Genomic DNA, 21,978 nt, shown 5'->3' with positions numbered 1-21,978 from the left:
AATTGACCTCTAAGCTCAGCCTCCAACGATAAGAATCATCCCGCAGAGGTCTCCACATGCCGCAGCCATGGCCCGCCGCCGATATCGCCCAGATGATCCTCGACGGCTTCGACGATTACCGCGAGCATTTCCGTCAGATCACTGACGGCGCCCGGGGGCGTTTCGAACAGGCGCAGTGGCAGCAAGCGCAGGTAGCATCGGCGGCGCGGATCAACCTCTACGAAGAAAAGGTCAGTGAAGTGGTGGGGCGCCTGCGCGCCTCCTTCGAGGCTGACGTGCTGCTGGATGTCAGCTGCTGGCCGCTGGTGAAAAGCGCCTACATCAGCCTGATCGACCTGCGTTTCGACGATGAACTGTCCGAGACCTGGTACAACTCGACGTTTTGCGGGTTGTTCAGTCACGACTTGATCAGCGACGGCTGCATGTTCATCCACACCACGCGCCCTAGCCTGCACCGCGCCCGGGCTGCGCAAACCCGTCTGTACAAGCCCCATGGCGCGCTGTCGGGCATGCTCGAACAGATCTTTGTCGATTTCAGCTTCAGCGAGGCTTACGCCAATTTGTCCGGCGACCTGCGGCGCCTGGAAGCCCAGTTGCGCGAGAATCTGCCGGACTGGGTCTGCAAGGATCCGGAGTTGAGCGTCGAGCTGTTTTGCTCGGTGCTCTACCGCAACAAGGGCGCCTACCTGGTGGGGCGGATCTTCACCACCGACGAGCAATGGCCGCTGGTGATTCCGTTTCTGCACCGAGAAGGTCGGGGGATTCAGATCGATGCATTGATCACCGATGAAGCCGACGTGTCGATCATCTTCTCGTTCACCCGCTCATACTTCATGGTCGATGTGCCGGTGCCAGCGGAGTTCATCGGTTTCCTCAAACGTATTCTGCCGGGCAAGAATATCGCCGAGTTGTACACCTCGATCGGTTTCTACAAACACGGTAAGTCGGAGTTCTACCGGGCGTTGATCAATCACCTGGCCAACACCGACGACCAGTTCATCATGGCCCCGGGTGTGCGCGGTATGGTCATGAGCGTGTTTACCCTGCCAGGGTTCAACACCGTGTTCAAAATCATCAAGGACCGTTTCTCACCGTCGAAGAACGTCGACCGCGCCACGGTGATCGAGAAGTACCGCTTGGTAAAAAGTGTCGATCGGGTCGGGCGCATGGCCGATACCCAGGAGTTCGCCGACTTCCGTTTTCCGTTGAGCAAGTTTGAGCCGGCTTGCCTGGCCGAGTTGCTGGAAGTCGCCGCCTCGACGGTCCAGGTGGAAGGTGACACCGTGTTGATCCGCCACTGCTGGACCGAACGGCGCATGACGCCGTTGAACCTCTACCTGGAACACGCCAACGACGCTCAGGTGCGTGAAGCGCTTGAAGACTATGGTCTGGCGATCAAGCAACTGGCGGCGGCGAACATCTTTCCCGGCGACATGTTGCTGAAGAACTTCGGCGTCACCCGACATGGACGGGTGGTGTTTTATGACTACGATGAGATTTGCTATCTCACCGAAGCCAACTTCCGCCACATCCCGCAGCCGCGCACGCCGGAAGACGAAATGGCCTCCGAGCCGTGGTATTCGATTGGCCCGCTGGATGTGTTCCCCGAGGAGTTCCCGCCGTTCCTGTTCGCCGATTCCGCGCAACGACGGTTATTCGATCAACTGCATGGCGAGTTGTACAACGCCGACTATTGGAAAGGCCTGCAAGAGGCGATTCGCGCCGGCAAAGTGATCGATGTGTTCCCGTATCGGCGCAAAGGCCTCGATAACGAATAACCGGCTCCGCACAACCCTGTAGCAGCTGGCGAAGCCTGCGTTCGAGGACGAAGTCCTCGCAAAACCGGTGTTCGCGGTACATCAGGAATACTCGGGAAGCAGGTTTTACGACTGCTTCGCAGCCGAACGCAGGCTTCGCCAGCTGCTACAAGGATCTCGTTCGCTCGTTAAATCTGCGACAATCCGCCCCCTGCACCACTAGACGACCTTTGCGTACCTGATGACTGACGAATCGCCTTCCATCGACAAACTGCTGAAAAACCTCGACCACGCCATGCTCGCCGACCGCCACCGGCTGCGGCGGCAGTTGCTCGAGCTGCGCAATAAGCCCGACGACGCCAAGCTGGCCCTGTGGGTGACGCGCATGCAAGCGTCCTGCGATCAGGTGTTGGCGCGGCGCGCCAGCCTGCCGGTGATTCGTTACGACGACAGCCTGCCGATTGCCGCCAAACGCGACGAAATCAAGCAGGCGCTGCTCAAGCATCAGGTGCTGATCATCGCCGGTGAAACCGGCTCGGGTAAAACCACCCAGTTGCCGAAGATCTGCCTGGAAATCGGTCGTGGCCAACACGGCTTGATCGGCCATACCCAACCCCGCCGGATTGCAGCACGCAGCGTCGCGAGCCGGGTTGCCGAAGAGCTGGCAACGCCGCTGGGTGCCTTGGTCGGTTATCAGGTGCGGTTCGAGGATCAGAGCGATTCCAATACACTGATCAAACTGATGACCGACGGCATCCTGCTGGCGGAAACCCAGAACGACCGCTACCTCGAACGCTACGACACGATCATCGTCGACGAAGCTCACGAACGCAGCCTGAACATCGACTTCCTGCTCGGTTACCTGAAAACCCTGCTGCCACGCCGCCCGGACCTGAAAGTCATCATCACTTCGGCGACGATCGATCTGGAGCGTTTCTCCAAGCACTTCGACGATGCACCGATTGTCGAAGTCTCGGGCCGCACGTTCCCGGTGGACACCTGGTACCGGCCGTTGACGCTGGAGCAGGACGAGGAGGGCAATCGGGTCGAAGACGACTTGACCGTGGATCAGGCGATCCTCGCCACCCTTGATGAAATTGCTGCATTCGAACGCAGCGAACGTCGTAGTCCTGGCGATGTGCTGGTGTTCCTGCCTGGCGAGCGAGAGATTCGTGACGCAGCGGACATGCTGCGTAAAGCCCAGCTCAAGCACACCGAGATTTTACCGCTGTACGCACGTCTGTCGCCGGCCGAGCAGCAGCGGATATTCCAGTCCCACCCAGGTCGTCGCGTGGTGCTGGCGACCAACGTTGCGGAAACCTCGCTGACCGTGCCGGGCATTCGTTACGTGATCGACAGCGGTACTGCGCGCATCAGCCGCTACAGCTACCGGGCCAAGGTACAGCGCCTGCCGATCGAGGCGGTTTCCCAGGCCAGCGCCAACCAGCGTAAAGGTCGCTGCGGGCGGGTCGAGCCGGGTATTTGCATACGTCTGTATAGCGAAGAAGACTTCATTGGGCGCCCGGAATTTACCGATCCGGAAATTCTGCGTACCAACCTTGCGGCGGTGATTTTGCAGATGCTCCATCTGCGCCTCGGTGAAATCACCGACTTCCCGTTTATCGAGCCGCCGGATGGCAAGGCCATCAGCGACGGCTTCAACCTGCTGCAAGAGCTCTCGGCCGTCGACCGCAACAGTCAGCTGACGCCGCTGGGCCGGCAACTGGCGCGGTTGCCAGTGGACCCGCGCATGGGCCGGATGCTGCTGGAAGCGGCGAAGCTCGGCAGCTTGCAGGAAGTGCTGGTCGTCGCCAGTGCCATGTCGATTCAGGACCCGCGCGAGCGTCCGCCGGAGCGTCAGCAGGCCGCCGATCAGGCCCACGCACAATGGAAAGACGTGGACTCGGACTTCGCCGGGCTGGTCAATCTGTGGCGTGGTTTTGAAGAGCAACGCCAGGCCCTGACCGCCAGTCCGCTGCGCAACTGGTGCCGCAAGAATTTCCTGAATTACCTGCGCCTGCGCGAGTGGCGCGATTCCCATCGTCAGCTGAGCCTGATCTGCCGCGACATGCAGTTGAGTCTGAACAAAGAGCCGGCGGACTACCCGAAACTGCACAAAGCCGTACTGTCCGGTTTACTCAGCCAGATCGGCCAGAAAACCGAAGACGGCGATTACTTGGGTGCTCGTCAGCGGCGCTTCTGGATTCACCCGTCATCGGGCCTGGGCAAGAAACGCCCGCAATGGCTGATGACCGCCGAACTGGTGGAAACCACCAAGCTCTACGCGCGCATGGTGGCGAAGATCGAGCCGGACTGGATCGAGCCGCTGGCCGGGCACCTGATCAAGAAGAACCACTTCGAACCCCATTGGGAGAAGAAGCGTGGACAGGTCGTGGCCTACGAGCAGATCACCTTGTTCGGGTTGATCGTGGTCGGTCGTCGGGCGGTGCATTACGGGCCGATCGATCCTGTCACCTCGCGTGAACTGTTTATCCGCGAAGCGCTGGTGCGGGGCGAGATTCAGTCCAAAGCCAAGTGCTTGAGCGCCAATACCTTACTGCTGGAACAGCTCGACGAACTGGAGGCCAAGGCCCGTCGTCGCGACATTCTGGCGGACGAGGAAACCCTGTTTGCCTTCTACGACGCGCGCTTGCCGGCAGAGATCCATCAGACCGCGACCTTCGACAGCTGGTATCGGATCAACAGCCAGAAAGACCCGCAACTGCTGATCATGCGCGAAGAAGACGTACTGGCCCGCGAAGCCAGCGAAGTTACCGCCGCGCATTACCCGGACACCCTGCGTCTGGGCGATCTGACCCTGCCGCTGAGTTACCACTTCGAGCCCAACCATCCCCGCGATGGCGTGACCCTGCGTGTGCCGGCACCGCTGTTGCCGGCGCTGCCGCCGGAGCGGTTGGAATGGCTGGTACCCGGCGTGATTGAAGCCAAGTGCATCGCGCTGGTGCGCAACCTGCCCAAGGCATTGCGCAAGAACTTCGTACCGGTGCCGGACTTCGTCAAAGCGGCGTTGCAGCGAATCACTTTCGCCGAGGGTTCGTTGCCTCAGGCGCTGGGTCGTGAACTATTGCGCATGACTGGTGCGCGGGTCAGTGATGAAGCCTGGAGCGACGCGGCGCAGCAGGTCGAAAGTCATCTGCGGATGAACCTGGAAATCGTCGATGGCCAGGGCAAATTCCTCGGCGAGGGCCGTGATCTGCCTGAGCTGACCGCACGTTTTGCCGAGGCCAGTCAGGCGGCATTGGCTGTCCCGCAGACTGCGAAAAGTCAGCAGCCGGTGGAGGCGAAAGTCTTTGCCGCGGTGGCAGAAAAAACTCAACAAAAGATCGCAGGGCTGTCGATGACGGTTTACCCGGCATTGGTGGAAGAGGCAGGCACGGTCAAGGAAGGGCGTTTCTCGACGCCGGCCGAGGCTGAGTTCCAGCATCGTCGGGCGTTGCAGCGTTTGCTCATGCAGCAACTGGCCGAGCCGGCGAAGTTCCCGCGCGGCAAGCTGCCGGGGCTCACTGAGCTGGGCTTGATGTACCGCGACCTGGGGCGCATCGACAGTCTGGTGGAAGACATTCTGCTGGCGAGCCTCGACAGCTGCATTCTCGACGGCGAAGCGAGTTTGCCGCGTGACGGTGCTGGTTTGGCCTCGCTGGCCGAGCGCAAGCGCGGTGCGTGGACCGAACATGCCGAGCGTCTGGCGAAACTGACACTGGAGATTCTCAAGCTCTGGCACGGTTTGCAGAAGCGCTTCAAAGGCAAGATCGACCTGGCGCAAGCGGTGGCCCTGAACGACATCAAGCAGCAGCTCAGTCACCTGGTTTATCCAGGTTTTGTCCGTGAAACCCCGATGCAATGGCTCAAGGAACTGCCGCGTTATCTCAAGGCCATCGAGCAGCGCTTCGAGAAACTTGGCGCTCAGGTGCAGAAGGACCGGGTCTGGAGCGGCGAGTTGTCCGGTCTCTGGACCCAATACCAGACTCGTGCCAACAAGCACGCGCAGGAAGGCAAGCGCGATCCGCAGCTTGAACTCTATCGCTGGTGGCTGGAGGAATACCGGGTTTCGCTGTTTGCCCAGCAACTGGGGACCAAAGTACCGATCTCCGACAAACGCTTGAGCAAGCAATGGGGTCAAGTCGAACCCTAAACCCTGTGGGAGCGGGCTTGCTCGCGAAGGCGGTGGGGCAGTCAACATTTAAGCTGAATGACCCACCGCCTTCGCGAGCAAGCCCGCTCCCACATTGGGTAAGCGCTTGCTCTCGCAAAAGGGGCCAAGCGCCAATGTTTATGGCAAACTTCGCTGTTATAAACGCCTGCCCCGCAGATTTGAGCCTTCGCAGCCTGGGCGGATCGGAATAAAGCGATGCCAGGTTGATGCCCTTTGACGGGATAAACCCTTTATGTGTTGGTACGTCGGTGCCAACGCTTTCTGCCTGAACAGATTAGAGAAACGACCATGCATAACGTCGTCATCAGCGGCACCGGCTTGTATACCCCGGCCAACAGCATCTCCAACGAAGAGCTGGTGCAGTCTTTCAATGCTTACGTCACCCAGTTCAACGCTGACAACGCTGACGCCATCGAGCGTGGCGAAGTGGAAGCGTTGACCGAATCCAGCGCAGCCTTTATCGAAAAAGCCTCCGGGATCAAAAGCCGCTTTGTCATGGACAAGGAAGGCATTCTCGATCCAAAGCGCATGGCGCCTCGTTTGCCTGAGCGTTCCAACGACGAATGGTCAGTACTCTGCCAGATGGCCATTGGCGCTGCCGAGCAGGCCCTGCAGCGCGCCGGCAAGACCGCGGCGGATATCGACGGTGTGATCGTCGCCTGCTCCAATCTGCAACGCGCCTACCCGGCCATTGCCATCGAAGTCCAGGAAGCGCTGGGTATTGAAGGTTTCGGTTTTGACATGAACGTGGCCTGTTCCTCGGCGACGTTCGGCATTCAGGCCGCCACCAGCAGCGTACAGCTGGGCCAGGCCCGGGCGATCCTGATGGTCAACCCGGAAGTCTGCACCGGTCACCTGAACTTCCGCGACCGTGACAGTCACTTCATATTCGGCGACGCCGCCACTGCGGTAATCATCGAACGTGCCGATCTGGCCACGTCCAGGTATCAGTTCGACATCGTCAGCACCAAACTGCTGACCAAGTTCTCCAACAACATTCGCAACAACTTCGGCTTCCTCAACCGCGCGGCGGAAGAGGGCATCGGTGCCCGTGACAAACTCTTCGTCCAGGAAGGTCGCAAGGTGTTCCGTGACGTTTGCCCGATGGTCGCGGAACTGATCGCAACCCATCTGGACGAGAACAAACTGAACGTCAGCGACGTGAAGCGTTTCTGGCTGCACCAGGCCAACCTCAGCATGAACCACCTGATCGTCAAGAAGCTGCTGGGCCGCGAAGCCACCGAAGAAGAAGCCCCGGTGATTCTCGACACGTATGCCAACACCAGCTCCGCCGGTTCGGTGATTGCCTTTCACAAGAACCAGGACGATTTGCCAGCCGGTTCGCTGGCGGTACTCAGCTCGTTTGGTGCCGGTTATTCGATTGGCAGCGTGATTCTGCGCAAACGCTGAGTTCAAGATCGCAGCCTGCGGCAGCTCCTACGCGAGAAGGGCAGAAGCCCAACCCCCGTAGGAGCTGCCGAAGGCTGCGATCTTTTTCTATCGGGCACCACACATTCGGAAACGAGGTATCAATGGCCGCAGCTGACGACACGCAACTGCTCGAACGCCTGTTGGCGGGCGAGCAGAAGGCTTTCAAGGAGTTGGTCAGCACCTACCAGAGCGCCATGCGGGCGGTGGCTTATGCCATCGTTGGTTCGCGCAATGCCGATGAAGTGGTGCAGGATGCCTGGCTGTCGGTGGTGCGCAACCTGAGCGGGTTCGAGGGGCGTTCCAGCCTCAAGACCTGGCTGCTGACCATCACCGCCAACGCGGCAAAAGGTCGATATAAACAAAACCGCCGGGAAGTGCTGCTCGATGACCTGCCGTCACCCCACGGCACCATCGATGATGATCGTTTCTCCCCCGGAGATGGCCACTGGTTGGTGGCGCCGTTCAACTGGCATCAGGACACCCCTGAAGCGCTGCTCACCGAAAACGAGCTACGTGAATGCCTGGAACATACCTTGCTCAGCCTTTCGGAACTGCAAAGCAGCGTGCTGCTGTTGCGTGAGCGTCAAGGCCTGGAGCTGGAGGAGATCTGTAATCTTCTGGAGATCTCGCTCTCCAATGTTCGGGTGCTGCTGCACCGGGCACGGTTGAAGGTCTTTGCAACCGTGGAGCATTTTGAGGAAACCGGCGAATGTTGACCTGCAAGGAACAAGTGGCGCGGTCCAGCGACTATCTCGATGGCCAGTTGAGTTTTCGTGAGCGGCTGATGATGCGTCATCATTTGATGTTTTGCCCCAATTGCCGGCGGTTCATTCGGCAGATGCGCTTGATGCAGGCGACTTTGCGCGTCATGCCCGAAAAACCGCTTCCCGGTGTCGACGAGCTCGCCGAACGCCTGGCCGCCGAGCGGCAAAAAGGTAAAAAATAGTTTCAGGTCGCACCTCCCTCATACTTGGTTTTGACCCCGCATCGGCGGTTTTTTTTATTTCGGCAAGCGCCGGGGATGGGCGATACTCGACGGGTTTGTAGGCAACAATCGTTGGGGAACAGAATGCCGTTACACGTTTTGGACAGTCTGTCCGCCATCGCGCCTCAAGAGTGGGATGCGCTGGTACCCGAGACTCAGCCGTTTCTGCGTCACGCTTTTCTGGGGGCGCTGGAGGACAGTGGCAGCCTGGGTCCGCAGTCCGGCTGGCAGCCGGAGCATCTGCTGCACATCGAAGGCGGTCGGCTGCTCGCGGCGTTGCCGAGTTACCGCAAATGGCATTCCTACGGCGAATACGTGTTCGACCATGCCTGGGCCGATGCTTGCGAGCGCGCCGGGATCGATTACTACCCCAAGCTTCTGACGGCTGTGCCATTCAGTCCGGTCAGCGGGCCACGTTTGTTGGCGGCGAATGTACAGGATGGTTTCGAACTGCTGAAAAGCGTGCCGGGTTATCTGGAAGTTGAAGGACTCTCCAGCGCCCATATCAACTTTACCGACGCCTTCACCGATGCAGCATTGGCCGAGCAACCGGGCTGGTTGCAACGCATTGGCTGCCAGTATCACTGGCAGAATCGCGGCTATCGGGATTTTCAGGATTTCCTCGACGCACTCAGTTCACGCAAGCGCAAGCAGATGCGCAAGGAACGTGAACAAGTGGCGGGGCAGGGCATCGAGTTTGAATGGCTTGAGGGGCATCAACTTGACCAGGCACTGTGGGATTTTGTCTACGCCTGCTACGCCAACACTTATGCGGTGCGTCGGCAGTCGCCGTACCTGACGCGGGAGTTTTTTAGTCTGTTGGCCGAACGCATGCCCGAAGCCATTCGGGTGGTCTTGGCCAAACAAGGATCACGGCCGGTGGCCATGGCCTTCAGTCTGGTTGGTGGCGATAGTTTTTATGGACGTTATTGGGGCTGCCTGGCGGAGTTCGACCGCCTGCATTTCGAGACCTGTTTCTATCAAGGCATGGAGTACGCCATCGCTAACGGCTTCCAGCGTTTCGATGCCGGCGCACAGGGTGAGCACAAATTGATCCGTGGTTTTGAGCCGGTGATCACTCATTCCTGGCACTACTTGCGGCATGCCGGATTGAAAGCGGCGGTGAAGGATTTTCTTGAACGCGAACGTCTGGGTGTCATGGGTTATGCCGAAGAGGCGAAGACAGCCTTGCCGTACCGACAAGGCTGAGGTGGGACTCATGCACTGACTGCGGATGTACACGACCTGTGTAGGAGCTGCCGCAGGCTGCGATCTTTTGATCCTGATCTTTATCGGCTTCAGGCCCGAAAAGATCGCAGCCTTCGGCAGCTCCTACGGATAACGAACGTCCTCAATCGATGCCGACAAACCCACCGGTCTGGTGCTGCCACAACCGCGCATACAACCCGCCATGGGCCAGCAGTTCGGCGTGGCTGCCGCTTTCGGCGATCCGGCCTTTTTCCAGCACTACCAGACGATCCATCCGGGCGATGGTCGAGAGTCGGTGAGCGATGGCGATCACGGTTTTGCCCTGCATCAGGGTTTCCAGGCTTTCCTGAATCGCCGCTTCGACTTCCGAGTCCAGCGCCGAGGTGGCTTCGTCCATGATCAGGATCGGCGCGTCCTTGAGCAGCACTCGGGCGATGGCGATCCGTTGGCGCTGACCACCGGAGAGTTTCACCCCGCGCTCACCGACGTGAGCATCGAAGCCGGTACGACCTTCAGCGTCCGACAGCAACGGGATGAACTCGTCGGCGCGGGCCTTGCGGACCGCCTCCCAGAGCTCTTCGTCAGTGGCGTCGGGTTTGCCGTAAAGCAGATTGTCACGGATCGAACGGTGCAGCAGCGAGGTGTCCTGGGTGATCATGCCGATCCGCTCGCGCAGGCTCTCCTGGGCCACGTTGGCGATGTTCTGGCCGTCGACCAGAATCTGCCCGTCCTGCAGATCGTAGAGGCGCAGCAGCAGGTTCACCAGGGTCGATTTGCCCGCACCTGAAGGGCCGATCAATCCGATTTTTTCGCCGGCTTTGATCGTCAGATTGAGGTCGCCGATGATTCCGCTTTTCTTGCCGTAGTGAAATGCCACATGCTCGAAACGCACTTCGCCGCGGGCCACTTCCAGGCGTGGTGCCGGTTCGCGGTCGGTAACACTGATCGGTTGGGCGATGGTTTGCAGGCCGTCCTGGACCATGCCGATGTTTTCGAAGATGCCGTTGACCACCCACATGATCCAGCCCGACATGTTGACGATGCGGATCACCAGGCCAGTGGCCAGGGCAATGGCGCCAACCGAGATCAGCGACTGGGTCCACAGCCATAGCGCCAGGCCGGTGGTGCCGACGATCAGCAGGCCGTTCATGCTGGTGATAACCACGTCCATGCTGGTGACTACGCGGCCGGCCAACTGGGATTTTTCGGTCTGCTCCGCGATGGCTTCGCGGGCGTATTGCTGTTCGAAGTTGGTGTGGGCGAAGAGTTTCAGCGTGGTGATGTTGGTGTAGCCGTCGACGATCCGGCCCATGAGTTTGGAGCGCGCATCGGAGGACACCACCGAGCGTTCCTTGACCCGTGGCACGAAGTAGCAAAGCGCGCCGATGTAGCAGGCGATCCAGGTCAACAGCGGGATCATCAGGCGCCAGTCGGCTTCGGCAAACAGCACCAGCGAGCTGATCGCGTAGATCAGCACATGCCACAGCGCGTCAACGGCTTGCACCGCAGAGTCGCGCAGGGAGTTGCCGGTCTGCATGATCCGTTGGGCGATGCGCCCGGCGAAGTCGTTCTGGAAAAAATTCAGGCTCTGTTTGAGCACGTAACTGTGGTTTTGCCAGCGAATCATGCTGGTCATGCCGGGGCTCAGGGTTTGATGCACCAGCAGGTCATGCAGGCCGACGAATATCGGCCGCAGAATCAGTGCGACCACCGCCATCCAGGCCAGCTCGACGCCGTGAATCTTGAAGAAGTCTATATTTGGCGTGCCTTGGGCCAGATCGATGATCCGGCTCAGGTAACTGAACAACGCCACTTCGATCAGCGCGCCGATCAAGCCGACGACCAACAGTGCGGCAAAGCTCGGCCACACCTGGCGCAAGTAATAGGTATAGAAGGGGAGAACCCGGCTCGGCGGAGCCGCCGTCGGGGCGTCACGGAAAATATCGATCAGTTTTTCGAAACGACGATAAAGCATTGGTTCTCCACCCGCGCACGGGCTCTCCTTTAAACGATGTGAGCTGCGCTTGCGCAATGAAGCGCAGCTCAAGACTCCCTGTTCAGCTTAGTCGATGCGCTTGGCGGACTTGATGAACACAGGGTCGGCTGGGACATCCGGCATACCTTGTTTGGTGGTGGTTCGCGAGTTGACGATGATGTCTACCACGTCCATGCCTTTCACGACTTTACCGAATACTGCATAGCCGTCACCTTGGTCGAGGAAGTCGTTGTCCTTGACGTTGACGAAGAACTGGCTGGTAGCCGAATCCGGGACCGAAGTACGGGCCATGGACAGCGTTCCGCGAACGTTATGCAAGCCGTTTTTGGACTCGTTCTTGATCGGAGCGTTGGCTTCTTTTTGCTGCATTTGTTGAGTAAAACCACCACCCTGGATCATGAACCCAGGAATGACACGGTGAAAAATCGTGTTGTTGTAGAAGCCGCTGTCGACATAGGCGAGAAAGTTCTTGGTGCTGATCGGTGCCTTGACCGGATCCAGCTCGATTTCGATCTGGCCGTTGGTGGTGTCGAGCAAAACGTGCGGAGCCTTGGCAGCGTCTGCGGCCATCAGGTTGGCGGCGAACAGAACGGAGCCGGCGACAAGGGCAATTTTTTTCAGCATGGGTCAATGTTCCTGGGTAGTGGTGTCGACTGCGGTTAGAAATTCAAGCAGGGTTTGGTTGAAACGTTGTGGCTGGTCCAATGGCGTTGCGTGGCGTGAATCTTCGATCACCACCAGCCGCGCATCGGGAAGCAGTTTTACATAGGCTTCTTTCAGCGCCACCGGCGTGTAGTCACGGTCGGCGCTGACGATCAGGGTTGGACAGGTGACTTTCGCCAGTCGTTCCTGAACTCCCCAGCCAACGATGGCATTGAAGCTGGCGAGATAAGCACGTTTGTCGTTTTTTGCCCAGCGCTCGGCCATTTTATGCCGCAATTCCGCCTGTTCGGGTTTGGGAAACAATTTGCCACCCAGAGCCGTGCCGATGGTGCGCAGGCTGAGGATGCGCATCAGGCTCCAGCGTTTGAACCATTGCCAGTAATCATCCGTCGTGCGGACTTTGACCTCGGGTGCGCTGTTGACGATGCACAGGCTTTTAAGCAGCGCTGGCTGATCCACCGCCAGCTGAAAACCGATCATCCCGCCCATGGACAACCCGACCAGATGCGCCGGGCCAAGGTTCAGGTGTTCGATCAGTGCGACCAGATCGGCGCTGAAACCGGCAATGCTGTAGCGCTCGCGGGGCTTGTCGGAACGACCGTGGCCGCGTACGTCCGGAATAATCACCCGATAACGGGTCGAGAGCTCGGGGATCTGTTTTTCCCAGTCCAGCGTACTCGAGCCCAGCCCGTGAACCAGCAGCAGGGGTGTGCCGTGGCCATATTCCTCGTAGTGCAAGGTGCAACCTTCGTGTTCGAAATAGGCCATGGCGCAACTCCTTGTCAGGCTTGTTCTGGTGCAGCGAAAGGCGCATCCAGCGGCGCGGTATCAAAGGTGCGCAGCAACTCGACGAGAATCTGCGTCGCCGGCCCCAAGGGTTTGTCCTTGTTCGAATACAGATAAAAGGTCGGATGCCGGCTGCCACCTTGATCCAACGGTAGCAGCTTGAGCAGGCCTTCCTTGAGTTCGCGTTCGATCATGTGCCGCGGCAGCCAGGCAAACCCCAGGCCGCTGCTGACGAAGGTGGCGGCGGTGGCCAGGCTGCCGACGGTCCAGCGCTGTTCAGCACCGAGCCAGCCGACATCACGCGGTTGCTGGCGACCGGAATCGCGGATCACCACCTGCAACTGACTTTCCAGATCGTGGAAACTCAGTTCACGGTTCAGTCGATGCAAGGCATGATCGGGGTGGGCGACGGCAACGAACTCAACGGCACTTAACTCCGCGCCCAGGTAACCGGAAATGTTGAAGCCGCTGATGGCCAGGTCAGCCACGCCTTCGAGCAGCACTTCCTCGACCCCGGACAGCACCTCTTCACGCAGCCGCACCCGGCAGCCGCGACTTTGCGGCATGAATGCACTCAAGGCGCGAACCAGCCGGGCGTTCGGGTAAGCGGCGTCGACCACCAGCCGCACTTCCGCCTCCCAGCCTTGCTCCATGTGGTGCGCCAGATCTTCCAGCTGACTGGCCTGTTTGACCAGTTGCCGGGAGCGACGCAGCAGCACGCCGCCGGCTTCGGTCAGCACTGCCTTACGGCCGTCGATGCGCAACAGCGGCACACCGAGCTGGTCCTGCATGCGCGCTACGGTGTAGCTGACGGACGATTGCGAACGGTGCAGCGCTTCGGCGGCCTGGGCGAAACCACCGTGGTCGACCACGGCTTGCAACGTGCGCCATTGATCAAGGGTCACGCGGGGCGCTTTCATGATGAGCTCCTCTTGTCCTAAGCTGGCAGCTTCCATTGGAGGCTGCCGAATGAAAAAAATCTGTTGTGTGGTGCTGGCAATGCTGCCGCTGACTGCATTTGCCTACCCCATTGATGTCGAGAAAGACCTCAATGGCCTGAAGATCAACTACGCCACCTACGACACCACGTACGACATGGGCGCCATTACGCTGAACAACTACGGCGATAAAGCCGCCGAATGCTCGGTGGCGTTTCGCAACGGTCCGGAATCACCGCGAACTCGCCGCGTGAGCCTGGATGCCGGCAAAAGCGCCGACCTTTCGGCCAGGTTCAACCGCGAAATCATCAAGCTGTACATCACCCTGACCTGCAAACCCAAATAAGGGCTGTTGCACAGGCGGGGCAGATACGCTCCGCTTATAAACGAATTTATTGATGGTTTATAGCAGTTATTTGTGCTTTTTCATCGATACGACTCTGTTTAATCTCCACTCCATCGACTTACAGCATTCACCGATGGAGGCTACATCCCATGTCCCGCGTTCTGATCATCGAAAGCAGTGCCCGCCAGCAAGACTCGGTATCGCGTCAGCTGACTCAAACCTTCATCAGTCAATGGAAAGCCGCACACCCGGCCGACCAGATCAGCGTTCGTGACCTTGCGACCCATCCGGTTCCGCATCTGGATGCCAACCTGCTGGGTGGCTGGATGAAACCTGCCGAGCAACGCAACGAAACCGAACAGGCGTCGCTGGAACGCTCCAACCAGTTGACCGACGAATTACTGGCTGCCGACGTATTGGTCATGGCCGCACCGATGTACAACTTCGCGATCCCCAGCACGCTCAAAGCCTGGCTCGACCATGTACTGCGTGCCGGTGTGACCTTCAAGTACACCGAAACCGGTCCGCAAGGTCTGCTCAACGGTAAAAGGGCGTTTGTCCTGACCGCTCGTGGCGGGATCCACACCGGTAGTACTTCCGATCACCAGGAACCGTACCTGCGTCAGGTCATGGCGTTCATCGGTATCCACGATGTCACCTTCATTCACGCCGAAGGCATGAACCTGGGCGGTGACTTCCACGAAAAGGGTCTGAACCAGGCCAACGCCAAGCTTGCCCAGGTTGCCTGAGCCGTTAATCGCCAGATAATCACCTGATGGTTAAGTAGCACTCGCACACCCCTTCAAGCCGGTTCGCGCATCGAACCTCCCTTTGCACTTGTTGCTCATGAGTGCTCTAGCCCGATTGAACGCTTTAGCGAGATCGGGCTTTTTTTTGCCTGCGATTTTGTGGCCGGGCACGAACCTGTGGGAGCGGGCTTGCTCCGGGCGGCGTTCCGACGATAGCGGTGTGTCATTCAACAATGATGTCGACTGACACTCCCTCTTCGCGAGCAAGCCCGCTCCCACAGGTTTTGTGTATTGGCTGACTGTTCGCGATAACAGGCAAAACCCGCTATCGTCGCCGCCATTCGAAACGAGGCGAGCATGGGCTATCTACTTTTTGTCACGCTGATTCAGGCGTTTTCCTTCAGTTTGATCGGCGAATACCTGGCCGGGCATGTCGACAGCTATTTCGCGGTACTGGTGCGGGTGTTGCTGGCGGGGTTGGTGTTCATTCCGTTGACCCGCTGGCGTCAGGTGGAACCGGCGTTCATGCGCGGGATGCTGTTGATCGGCGCGTTGCAGTTTGGCGTGACCTACGTCTGCCTGTACCTGAGCTTCCGGGTGCTGACGGTGCCGGAAGTCTTGCTGTTCACCATCCTCACGCCGTTGCACGTGACCTTGATCGAAGATGCGCTGAACCGCCGCTTCAATCCCTGGGCGCTGGTGGCGGCATTGGTTGCCGTGTTCGGCGCGGCGGTGATCCGCTATGACCGGATCAATCCGGACTTCTTCATGGGGTTCCTGCTGCTGCAACTGGCCAACTTCACCTATGCCAGGTCAGGTGCTGTACAAACATTTGGTGGCGCGCCATCCGAGCGATCTGCCGCACTACCGGCGTTTTGGTTACTTCTACCTCGGCGCGCTGGCGGTGGCGTTGCCGGCGTTTCTGCTGTTCGGCAAACAGAACTTCCTGCCAGAAGCGCCATTGCAGTGGGGCGTGCTGGTGTTCCTCGGCCTGGTGTCCACCGCGTTGGGCCTGTACTGGTGGAACAAGGGCGCCTGCCTGGTCAATGGCGGGACGCTGGCGGTAATGAACAACCTGCACGTGCCGGTGGGGCTGCTGATCAACTTGCTGATCTGGAATCAGCATGAAGCGTTGGGGCGGTTGTTCCTGGGCGGCTCGGTGATTCTGGCGGCGGTGTGGATTAGTCGGTTGGGTGTCCGGCAAGTCGCAACCCCAGCGTAAGAGGAGAGGCGCTCCTAAGGGAGCTGCTGTTCTATTGGGGTTACGTTGACGCCCGGACTTAAAAAATCGATGTGGTAGCCCGAAGAACCATCACCTATCACCAAATGGACACCACTGATGCCCTCATTCATCTGGGAGTTGACCTGGTAATAATATCCCTGATGTTTTCAAACTTCCGTTAAATGTGAATGGGCAGGGCTCTTGTGGTTTCATGTGGGCGTAATGAACTTCGAAAAAAATCGGCTACGGACTGAATTAAGTTATGGACTATATCTTCTTCAATCAGTGCGTAAGGTGAGGCATGTATTGTTAATGGTAACTACTGATTTTAAGGTTCTTTTAGAGTGATTTGGCGTTTCGCGGTGTTATTTTGACACCTAAAGTTATTTGTGTAGGTTGCCTCTGTAGGCTTATTCTGATTTTTGGGATTTCGAGTCTGGTTGGTTGTAGGTATATGTACTAAACGGGTAAGTTGGTTTTTATCTGTTATGTATTGCTCGCTTGAATAGGGGCACCCTACGCCAATTATATAGAGAGCTAGCGATGTACTCTTCGAAGAAATATCTCACGGATGATTCTGTTCAGTCGGCATTGGCGTTGGTTGATCTTACCGCGTCAAGCGTCCCCGAACATGCCATACGAATGTTGCTCATTGAAGTTGTCGAAGGGCTTGCTAAAAAAGGTTGGTCCGGCGCCGAAGTGCAGACAGGTCCGCGTATTGTTTCCGCGGAGGAAAATTATGGGTTGTTGGGTTATGACCCTGCTGAAATCACCCTCGGCAGCGAACACACTCGATGGGTCGACGACCATTCCTTGTTACGTACGCAAACCACCAGTCAAATCCCGGCTGCGCTCCAGCGTGCAGCGCAGAGGCGGCAGCCGGGTGAAACGATCCTGTTGGCTGCGCCCGGTATTACCTTTCGTCGTGACAGTCGTGATCGATGGCATTGTGCTGAACCCCATCAAATGGATATCTGGGTACTGGGCGATCCTGAGCTTTCGACGCGTGAACATTTACTGCGTTTGGTGGGCGACATCCTCCAGTTGGCAGTTCCTGACAAGCCCTGGGTCTATCGCGACAGCCCACATCACTACACCGAAGGTGGGATCGAGGTAAATCTGCTAAACAATGACCTACCCGTTGAGGTGTTGGAGTGCGGTTGTATTGCTGCTTCGTTATTGAAACGGTTACAGATTGATCCGCTGCACCATGGTGGACTGGCCTTGGGCATGGGGTTGGATCGCTTGACCATGCTGCGCAAAGGTATTCCGGATATTCGCCTGCTTCGTGACCCCAATGCACGAGTACAAGCTCAGATGAATGACTTGAAACCGTGGAAGGCAGTATCGCGTTTACCCTCAATTACCCGGGATATTTCCTTGGCGGTAACGCCAGGCCAAAGCGAAGAAGTATTGACCGAAAAGATGTTGCAGGCAGCCGGAGAGTGTTCAGGCTGGATCGAGGAAATGCAGATCAAAGGGCGCTGGCCTTTGGCGGAGTTGCCTCTTCAAGCGATTGAGCGTCTGGGGATTTTGCCCGGACAGGAGAACGTGCTTTTACGGGTGGTGCTGCGTGATTGTTCACGGTCGATAACCACTGCCGAGGCCAATGGTTTGTACGAGAAAATCCAATCGGCGCTGCACGAGGGAGTCCCTGGTGCGGGCTACAAAATGGATCTTCAGAAGCGCTAGGTTTGCCATCCGAGAACAGCTACAGCCCTTTTAACTTGCCGACTTTATCGCTGCAAAGCTGGTTTCTACAGGGAGCGAGGTTGTTACAAGGCTCGTTTTTCAGACTCTGAAAAATGGCTCGCCCCCAACACCGCCGGCAACAAACCTGCGCGCAAATCATTACCGCTCGGTTGCTGGTACAGGCTCAAACCAAACTCCGGCAGCACCGCCAACAGATAATCGAAGATATCGCCCTGGATCCGCTCGTAATCGGCCCACACCGTGGTGCGGGTGAAGCAATAGATTTCCAGCGGTACGCCCTGAATTGTGAGCGGTGGATCAGGGGCGCGACGATGATGATCGCGCCGAACACATGCAACACCACATAACGCGCCACTCGTCCGAGCGGCAAGGCGATCACCAACAGCACCATCAGCGCCAGGCTGGAATGCACAAGCGGGTGCTGATCGAGAGCGCCCCAGAGGTCTTGGGTATTGAGCCAGAGCTGTTTGAGATCCATGGGCTAAAACGATTTTTCCGCAGGACGAGACGGGACGATTAGAGCGTTTAAGACGCATCGAGCTGCGTTCGGGGACAAATCAGCTAACAAAATAGCCACTGTTTGCGCCCGTTTGTATAAAGAAACTCGGCCTTCGCGCTCGAAACCGTTACCCTATGCAGCTGATTTTTTGTATTTCTTCGAGGTAGCACCCGTGTTTTCCCAATTCGCCCTGCACGAACGCCTGCTCAAAGCCGTGGCCGAGCTTAAATTTGTCGAGCCAACGCCTGTGCAAGCAGCGGCTATCCCGCTCGCGCTCCAAGGGCGTGACCTGCGGGTGACTGCGCAAACCGGTAGCGGCAAAACCGCTGCATTCGTTTTGCCGATCCTCAACCGTTTGATCGGCCCGGCCAAAGTCCGCGTCAGCATCAAAACCCTGATCCTGCTGCCGACCCGCGAGCTGGCCCAGCAGACCATCAAGGAAGTTGAACGCTTCGCGCAGTTCACGTTCATCAAATCCGGCCTGATCACCGGTGGTGAAGACTTCAAGGTCCAGGCTGCCATGCTGCGCAAGGTGCCGGACATTCTGATCGGCACCCCGGGCCGGATGATCGAGCAACTGAACGCCGGCAACCTCGACTTGAAAGAAGTTGAAGTGCTGGTGCTCGACGAAGCCGACCGCATGCTCGACATGGGCTTTGCCGAAGACGTGCAGCGTCTGGTCGAAGAATGCACCAACCGTCAGCAGACCATGTTGTTCTCTGCCACAACCGGCGGTTCGGGCCTGCGCGAGATGATCGCCAAGGTGCTGAACAACCCTGAGCACTTGCAGCTCAATGCCGTCAGCCAGTTGAACGACACCACTCGTCAGCAAATCATCACCGCTGACCACAACCAGCACAAAGAACAGATTGTTAACTGGCTGCTAGCTAACGAGACCTATCAGAAGGCCATCGTCTTCACCAACACCCGAGCCATGGCTGACCGTATCTACGGCCGTCTGGTGGCGCAGGAGTACAAGGCGTTTGTCTTGCACGGTGAGAAAGACCAGAAGGATCGCAAACTGGCGATCGACCGTCTGAAGCAGGGCGGAGTGAAGATCCTGGTTGCCACCGACGTCGCCGCGCGCGGCCTGGACGTGGAAGGCCTGGACCTGGTGATCAACTTCGACATGCCGCGCAGCGGCGACGAGTACGTTCACCGCATCGGTCGTACCGGCCGTGCCGGTAACGATGGCCTGGCCATCTCGCTGATCTGCCACGGCGACTGGAACCTGATGTCGAGCATCGAGCGCTACCTCAAGCAGAGCTTCGAGCGCCGCACCATCAAGGAAGTCAAAGGCACCTACGGCGGACCGAAAAAGGTCAAGGCCTCGGGTAAAGCGGTTGGCGTGAAGAAGAAAAAGGTCGACGCCAAAGGTGAGAAGAAAAAGACCGGAGCCAAGGCCCCTACCAAGCGCAAGATCGCCAACCGCCCGAAGACCGACGCCCTGTCGCTGGTCAGCAAGGACGGCATGGCCCCGCTCAAGCGCCGCAAGCCAGAAGCACCGGCCGCTGAATAACGTGCCGTAGCGATCCCATAAAAAACCCGGACAGCGTCCGGGTTTTTTCATTTACAGCCTATGGCGATCTGAGATCGAGCCTGACGCCAGCGTCGTCAGGAGCCCCACTTGCTTCTGAAACGATAAAGTTTTAGCTGTGACTGAACGTATCAATCAAGACACACTCTGCAACAAATTTGTAACCTACTTCTTGACGCCAGAATGATGGCAACATAACATCGCGCCATCATATTGATATCACTTGTCATTTCGAGGGATCGAACATGTACCTGCCCACCCTCGCGAAGAGGATGTGTGCGGCTTTGCCGTGTCTGTTGCTGTGTTTCGCCAGCGTAAACCTTGCCCATGCTGCCCCCACCCCCGGTGAACAAGACCTGATTCGCGATCGCCAGGATCGCCTGCTCGAAGAGCAGCGTCGGCGTCTGGAAGAACTCAAGGAATTGCCCGGTAAGGTCGCCAAACCGACCGCCCCGACAGCCCCTGCCGATACCCGTTGCTTCCCGATCAAAGACATCGAACTCAAAGGTGCCGACAGCCTCTCGGACCGTGAGCGCGAGCGTTTGCTCAAGCCTTACATTGGCCAGTGCCTGGGCGTCACGCAGCTCAACGAGCTGCTGAAAGTCATCACCGATTACTACCTCGAGAAAGGTCTGGTGACCAGTCGTGCTTACTTGCCGCAGCAGGACCTTTCCAGCGGTCATCTGAAGGTGCTGGTGGTCGAAGGCAAGCTTGAGGGCCTCAAGAGCGCGGACGGCAGCAAGCTGTCGGACCGTGAGCTGGCCATGGCCTTTCCAGGCAAGGCAGGGGAGTTGCTGAACCTGCGGGAGATCGAACAACTGGTCGATCAGTTGAACCGTTTGCCCTCCAATCAGGCACAGATGGAACTGGCACCCGGCAAAGCGGTGGGTGGCAGCGAAGTCCTGGTCAAGAACACCCCGCAGAAACCCTGGCGCGCTGGCTTGTCGCGCAATAACGAAGGTCAGCGCAGCACCGGTGAGCAGCAGTGGGGCACGACCTTTGACTGGGACAGCCCGCTGGGGTTGGCGGACCAGTTGAGTTTGCGCGGTGGTCACGATGCGGTGAGCGATCATAACCACACCTCGAGCAACGCCATGCTCGATTACAGCCTGCCGTGGGGCTGGTGGAACTTCGACTACAGCTACAGCCATAGCGATTACCGCTCGCAGATTGCCGCCAATGGTTACAACTTCAAGCAGACCGGCGACAGCCAGACTCACCAGTTCAAGGCCGAGCGAGTGATCTATCGCGATGCCGTGAGCAAGACGTCCTTGAGCACCGGCGTGTCTCACTTGCGTAACAACAACTTCATCGAAGGCAGCAAGCTGGCCCTGAGCAGTAACCATCTGAGCGAAGCACAGTTCGGGATCAACCACGGACGGCGCATCGGCTCAGCCTTCGTCAACCTCGACCTCGGCATGCAGAAAGGTATCGGCGCCTTCGATGCCCAGAGCAACGGCCACCCGGGACCGGGCGAACCGGATGCGCGGTACCGCAAATACACCGGCACCCTGAGCTACTTGCAGCCGTTCAAAGTCTGGGGCGAGTCATTGAGCTTCAGCAGTTTGATGACCGGCCAGCGCAGCGAAGAGGTGCTGTTCAGCCCGCAACGCACCAGCCTTGGCGGGTTGTCGTCGATTCGTGGTTACAAGGACCAGTCACTGTCCGGTGACAGCGGCGGCTACTGGCGCAACGATCTGCGCTGGACGCGTCCGGTGAACTGGGAATGGCTGCGTCCGGTGTTCGCTGAATATGGCACCAGTCTGGGCTACGACCAGGGCGTGATCAGTCATGGCCGCTACAGCGGCGAGCAACATGGGCGGATGTCGAGCAATTCGATCGAGCTGTTTGCCCGTGGTCAGCATGTGTCTGCCAGCGTGACCTTCGCCCACTCCCTGGAGCGGCCGGATGCGTTGACCGAGCGCGAAGCACCGATCTATTTCCGCGTGGATTTCTCCCTCTAATTTTTCGCT

Annotated in this window: 15 protein-coding genes and 3 pseudogenes; 12 read left to right on the top strand and 6 right to left on the bottom strand. The window is 58.3% G+C overall.

Annotation, left to right across the window (positions count from 1 at the left end):
• Positions 1–56: 56 nt before the first annotated feature.
• The 6 genes from aceK (at position 57) to ACIPIN_RS04325 (ending at position 9,556) form a co-directional block, all read left to right on the top strand.
• The gene (gene aceK / locus ACIPIN_RS04350; protein WP_401115768.1) at positions 57–1,778 is read left to right on the top strand and encodes a bifunctional isocitrate dehydrogenase kinase/phosphatase; all 1,722 of its coding nucleotides are present in this window, start codon (positions 57–59) and stop codon (positions 1,776–1,778) included.
• 220 nt (positions 1,779–1,998) lie between these two features.
• Positions 1,999–5,910, top strand: coding sequence for an ATP-dependent RNA helicase HrpA (hrpA, locus tag ACIPIN_RS04345; protein WP_401115765.1), 3,912 nt, complete (start codon positions 1,999–2,001; stop codon positions 5,908–5,910).
• Positions 5,911–6,219: 309 nt separating this feature from the next.
• On the top strand, positions 6,220–7,341 hold the full coding sequence (locus ACIPIN_RS04340) for a beta-ketoacyl-ACP synthase III (RefSeq protein WP_401115763.1): 1,122 nt from the start codon (positions 6,220–6,222) through the stop codon (positions 7,339–7,341).
• A 122-nt stretch (positions 7,342–7,463) separates the two neighbouring features.
• The gene (locus ACIPIN_RS04335) at positions 7,464–8,078 is read left to right on the top strand and encodes an RNA polymerase sigma factor (RefSeq protein ID WP_401115760.1); all 615 of its coding nucleotides are present in this window, start codon (positions 7,464–7,466) and stop codon (positions 8,076–8,078) included.
• Complete coding sequence (locus ACIPIN_RS04330; RefSeq protein ID WP_401115757.1) at positions 8,072–8,308, top strand: anti-sigma factor family protein; 237 nt, start codon at positions 8,072–8,074, stop codon at positions 8,306–8,308. Before ACIPIN_RS04335 ends, ACIPIN_RS04330 begins: the two co-directional genes overlap by 7 nt.
• Before the next feature lie 123 nt (positions 8,309–8,431).
• Positions 8,432–9,556 (top strand): GNAT family N-acetyltransferase, encoded by a 1,125-nt coding sequence (locus tag ACIPIN_RS04325; RefSeq protein WP_401115754.1) that lies wholly within the window; start codon positions 8,432–8,434, stop codon positions 9,554–9,556.
• 142 nt (positions 9,557–9,698) lie between these two features.
• Here the strand turns inward: ACIPIN_RS04325 and ACIPIN_RS04320 are convergent, their stop codons facing one another.
• The 4 genes from ACIPIN_RS04320 to ACIPIN_RS04305 all read right to left on the bottom strand — a co-directional run bounded on the left by ACIPIN_RS04320 (position 9,699) and on the right by ACIPIN_RS04305 (position 13,921).
• Positions 9,699–11,531, bottom strand: a complete 1,833-nt coding sequence (locus ACIPIN_RS04320; RefSeq protein WP_401115751.1) for an ABC transporter ATP-binding protein — start codon at positions 11,529–11,531, stop codon at positions 9,699–9,701.
• Between the two features lie 87 nt (positions 11,532–11,618).
• Complete coding sequence (locus ACIPIN_RS04315) at positions 11,619–12,176, bottom strand: peptidylprolyl isomerase (protein ID WP_401115748.1); 558 nt, start codon at positions 12,174–12,176, stop codon at positions 11,619–11,621.
• Positions 12,177–12,179: 3 nt separating this feature from the next.
• Entirely contained in the window at positions 12,180–12,983 is an 804-nt protein-coding gene (locus tag ACIPIN_RS04310; RefSeq protein WP_401115746.1) for an alpha/beta fold hydrolase, read from the bottom strand.
• Positions 12,984–12,997: 14 nt separating this feature from the next.
• A complete protein-coding gene (locus ACIPIN_RS04305; protein WP_401115743.1) occupies positions 12,998–13,921 on the bottom strand; it encodes a LysR family transcriptional regulator in 924 nt (307 codons plus the stop codon).
• A gap of 49 nt (positions 13,922–13,970) precedes the next feature.
• Between ACIPIN_RS04305 and ACIPIN_RS04300 the strand changes: the two genes are divergently transcribed.
• From ACIPIN_RS04300 to ACIPIN_RS04290, 3 genes and pseudogenes are all read left to right on the top strand, one after another.
• Positions 13,971–14,285: a 3-phosphoglycerate kinase gene (locus ACIPIN_RS04300; protein WP_401115740.1), complete on the top strand. Its 315-nt coding sequence runs from the start codon at positions 13,971–13,973 to the stop codon at positions 14,283–14,285.
• Between the two features lie 149 nt (positions 14,286–14,434).
• Positions 14,435–15,034: an FMN-dependent NADH-azoreductase gene (locus tag ACIPIN_RS04295; RefSeq protein WP_401115737.1), complete on the top strand. Its 600-nt coding sequence runs from the start codon at positions 14,435–14,437 to the stop codon at positions 15,032–15,034.
• A 357-nt stretch (positions 15,035–15,391) separates the two neighbouring features.
• A pseudogene (locus ACIPIN_RS04290) lies at positions 15,392–16,256 on the top strand (carboxylate/amino acid/amine transporter).
• A gap of 14 nt (positions 16,257–16,270) precedes the next feature.
• On the opposite strand, the pseudogene ACIPIN_RS04285 reads toward ACIPIN_RS04290, so the two are convergent.
• A pseudogene (locus ACIPIN_RS04285) lies at positions 16,271–16,560 on the bottom strand (hypothetical protein); the annotation flags it as partial.
• A 239-nt stretch (positions 16,561–16,799) separates the two neighbouring features.
• On the opposite strand from ACIPIN_RS04285, the gene ACIPIN_RS04280 reads away from it, so the two are divergent.
• On the top strand, positions 16,800–17,948 hold the full coding sequence (locus tag ACIPIN_RS04280; protein WP_401115734.1) for a hypothetical protein: 1,149 nt from the start codon (positions 16,800–16,802) through the stop codon (positions 17,946–17,948).
• 83 nt (positions 17,949–18,031) lie between these two features.
• Here the strand turns inward: ACIPIN_RS04280 and ACIPIN_RS04275 are convergent.
• Positions 18,032–18,256: pseudogene (locus tag ACIPIN_RS04275) on the bottom strand (mechanosensitive ion channel family protein); the annotation flags it as partial.
• A gap of 384 nt (positions 18,257–18,640) precedes the next feature.
• Between ACIPIN_RS04275 and ACIPIN_RS04270 the strand changes: the two are divergent.
• Both ACIPIN_RS04270 and ACIPIN_RS04265 read left to right on the top strand, forming a co-directional pair.
• Positions 18,641–19,987 (top strand): DEAD/DEAH box helicase, encoded by a 1,347-nt coding sequence (locus ACIPIN_RS04270; protein ID WP_401115731.1) that lies wholly within the window; start codon positions 18,641–18,643, stop codon positions 19,985–19,987.
• Between the two features lie 263 nt (positions 19,988–20,250).
• On the top strand, positions 20,251–21,969 hold the full coding sequence (locus ACIPIN_RS04265) for a ShlB/FhaC/HecB family hemolysin secretion/activation protein (RefSeq protein WP_401115728.1): 1,719 nt from the start codon (positions 20,251–20,253) through the stop codon (positions 21,967–21,969).
• Positions 21,970–21,978 lie beyond the last annotated feature (9 nt).

It is taken from the genome of Pseudomonas sp. NPDC087697 (assembly GCF_044743155.1).
Classification (GTDB): Bacteria; Pseudomonadota; Gammaproteobacteria; order Pseudomonadales; family Pseudomonadaceae; genus Aquipseudomonas.
Note: the sequence above shows the minus strand (reverse complement) of the source record. Positions and strands in the feature narration are given on the sequence as shown.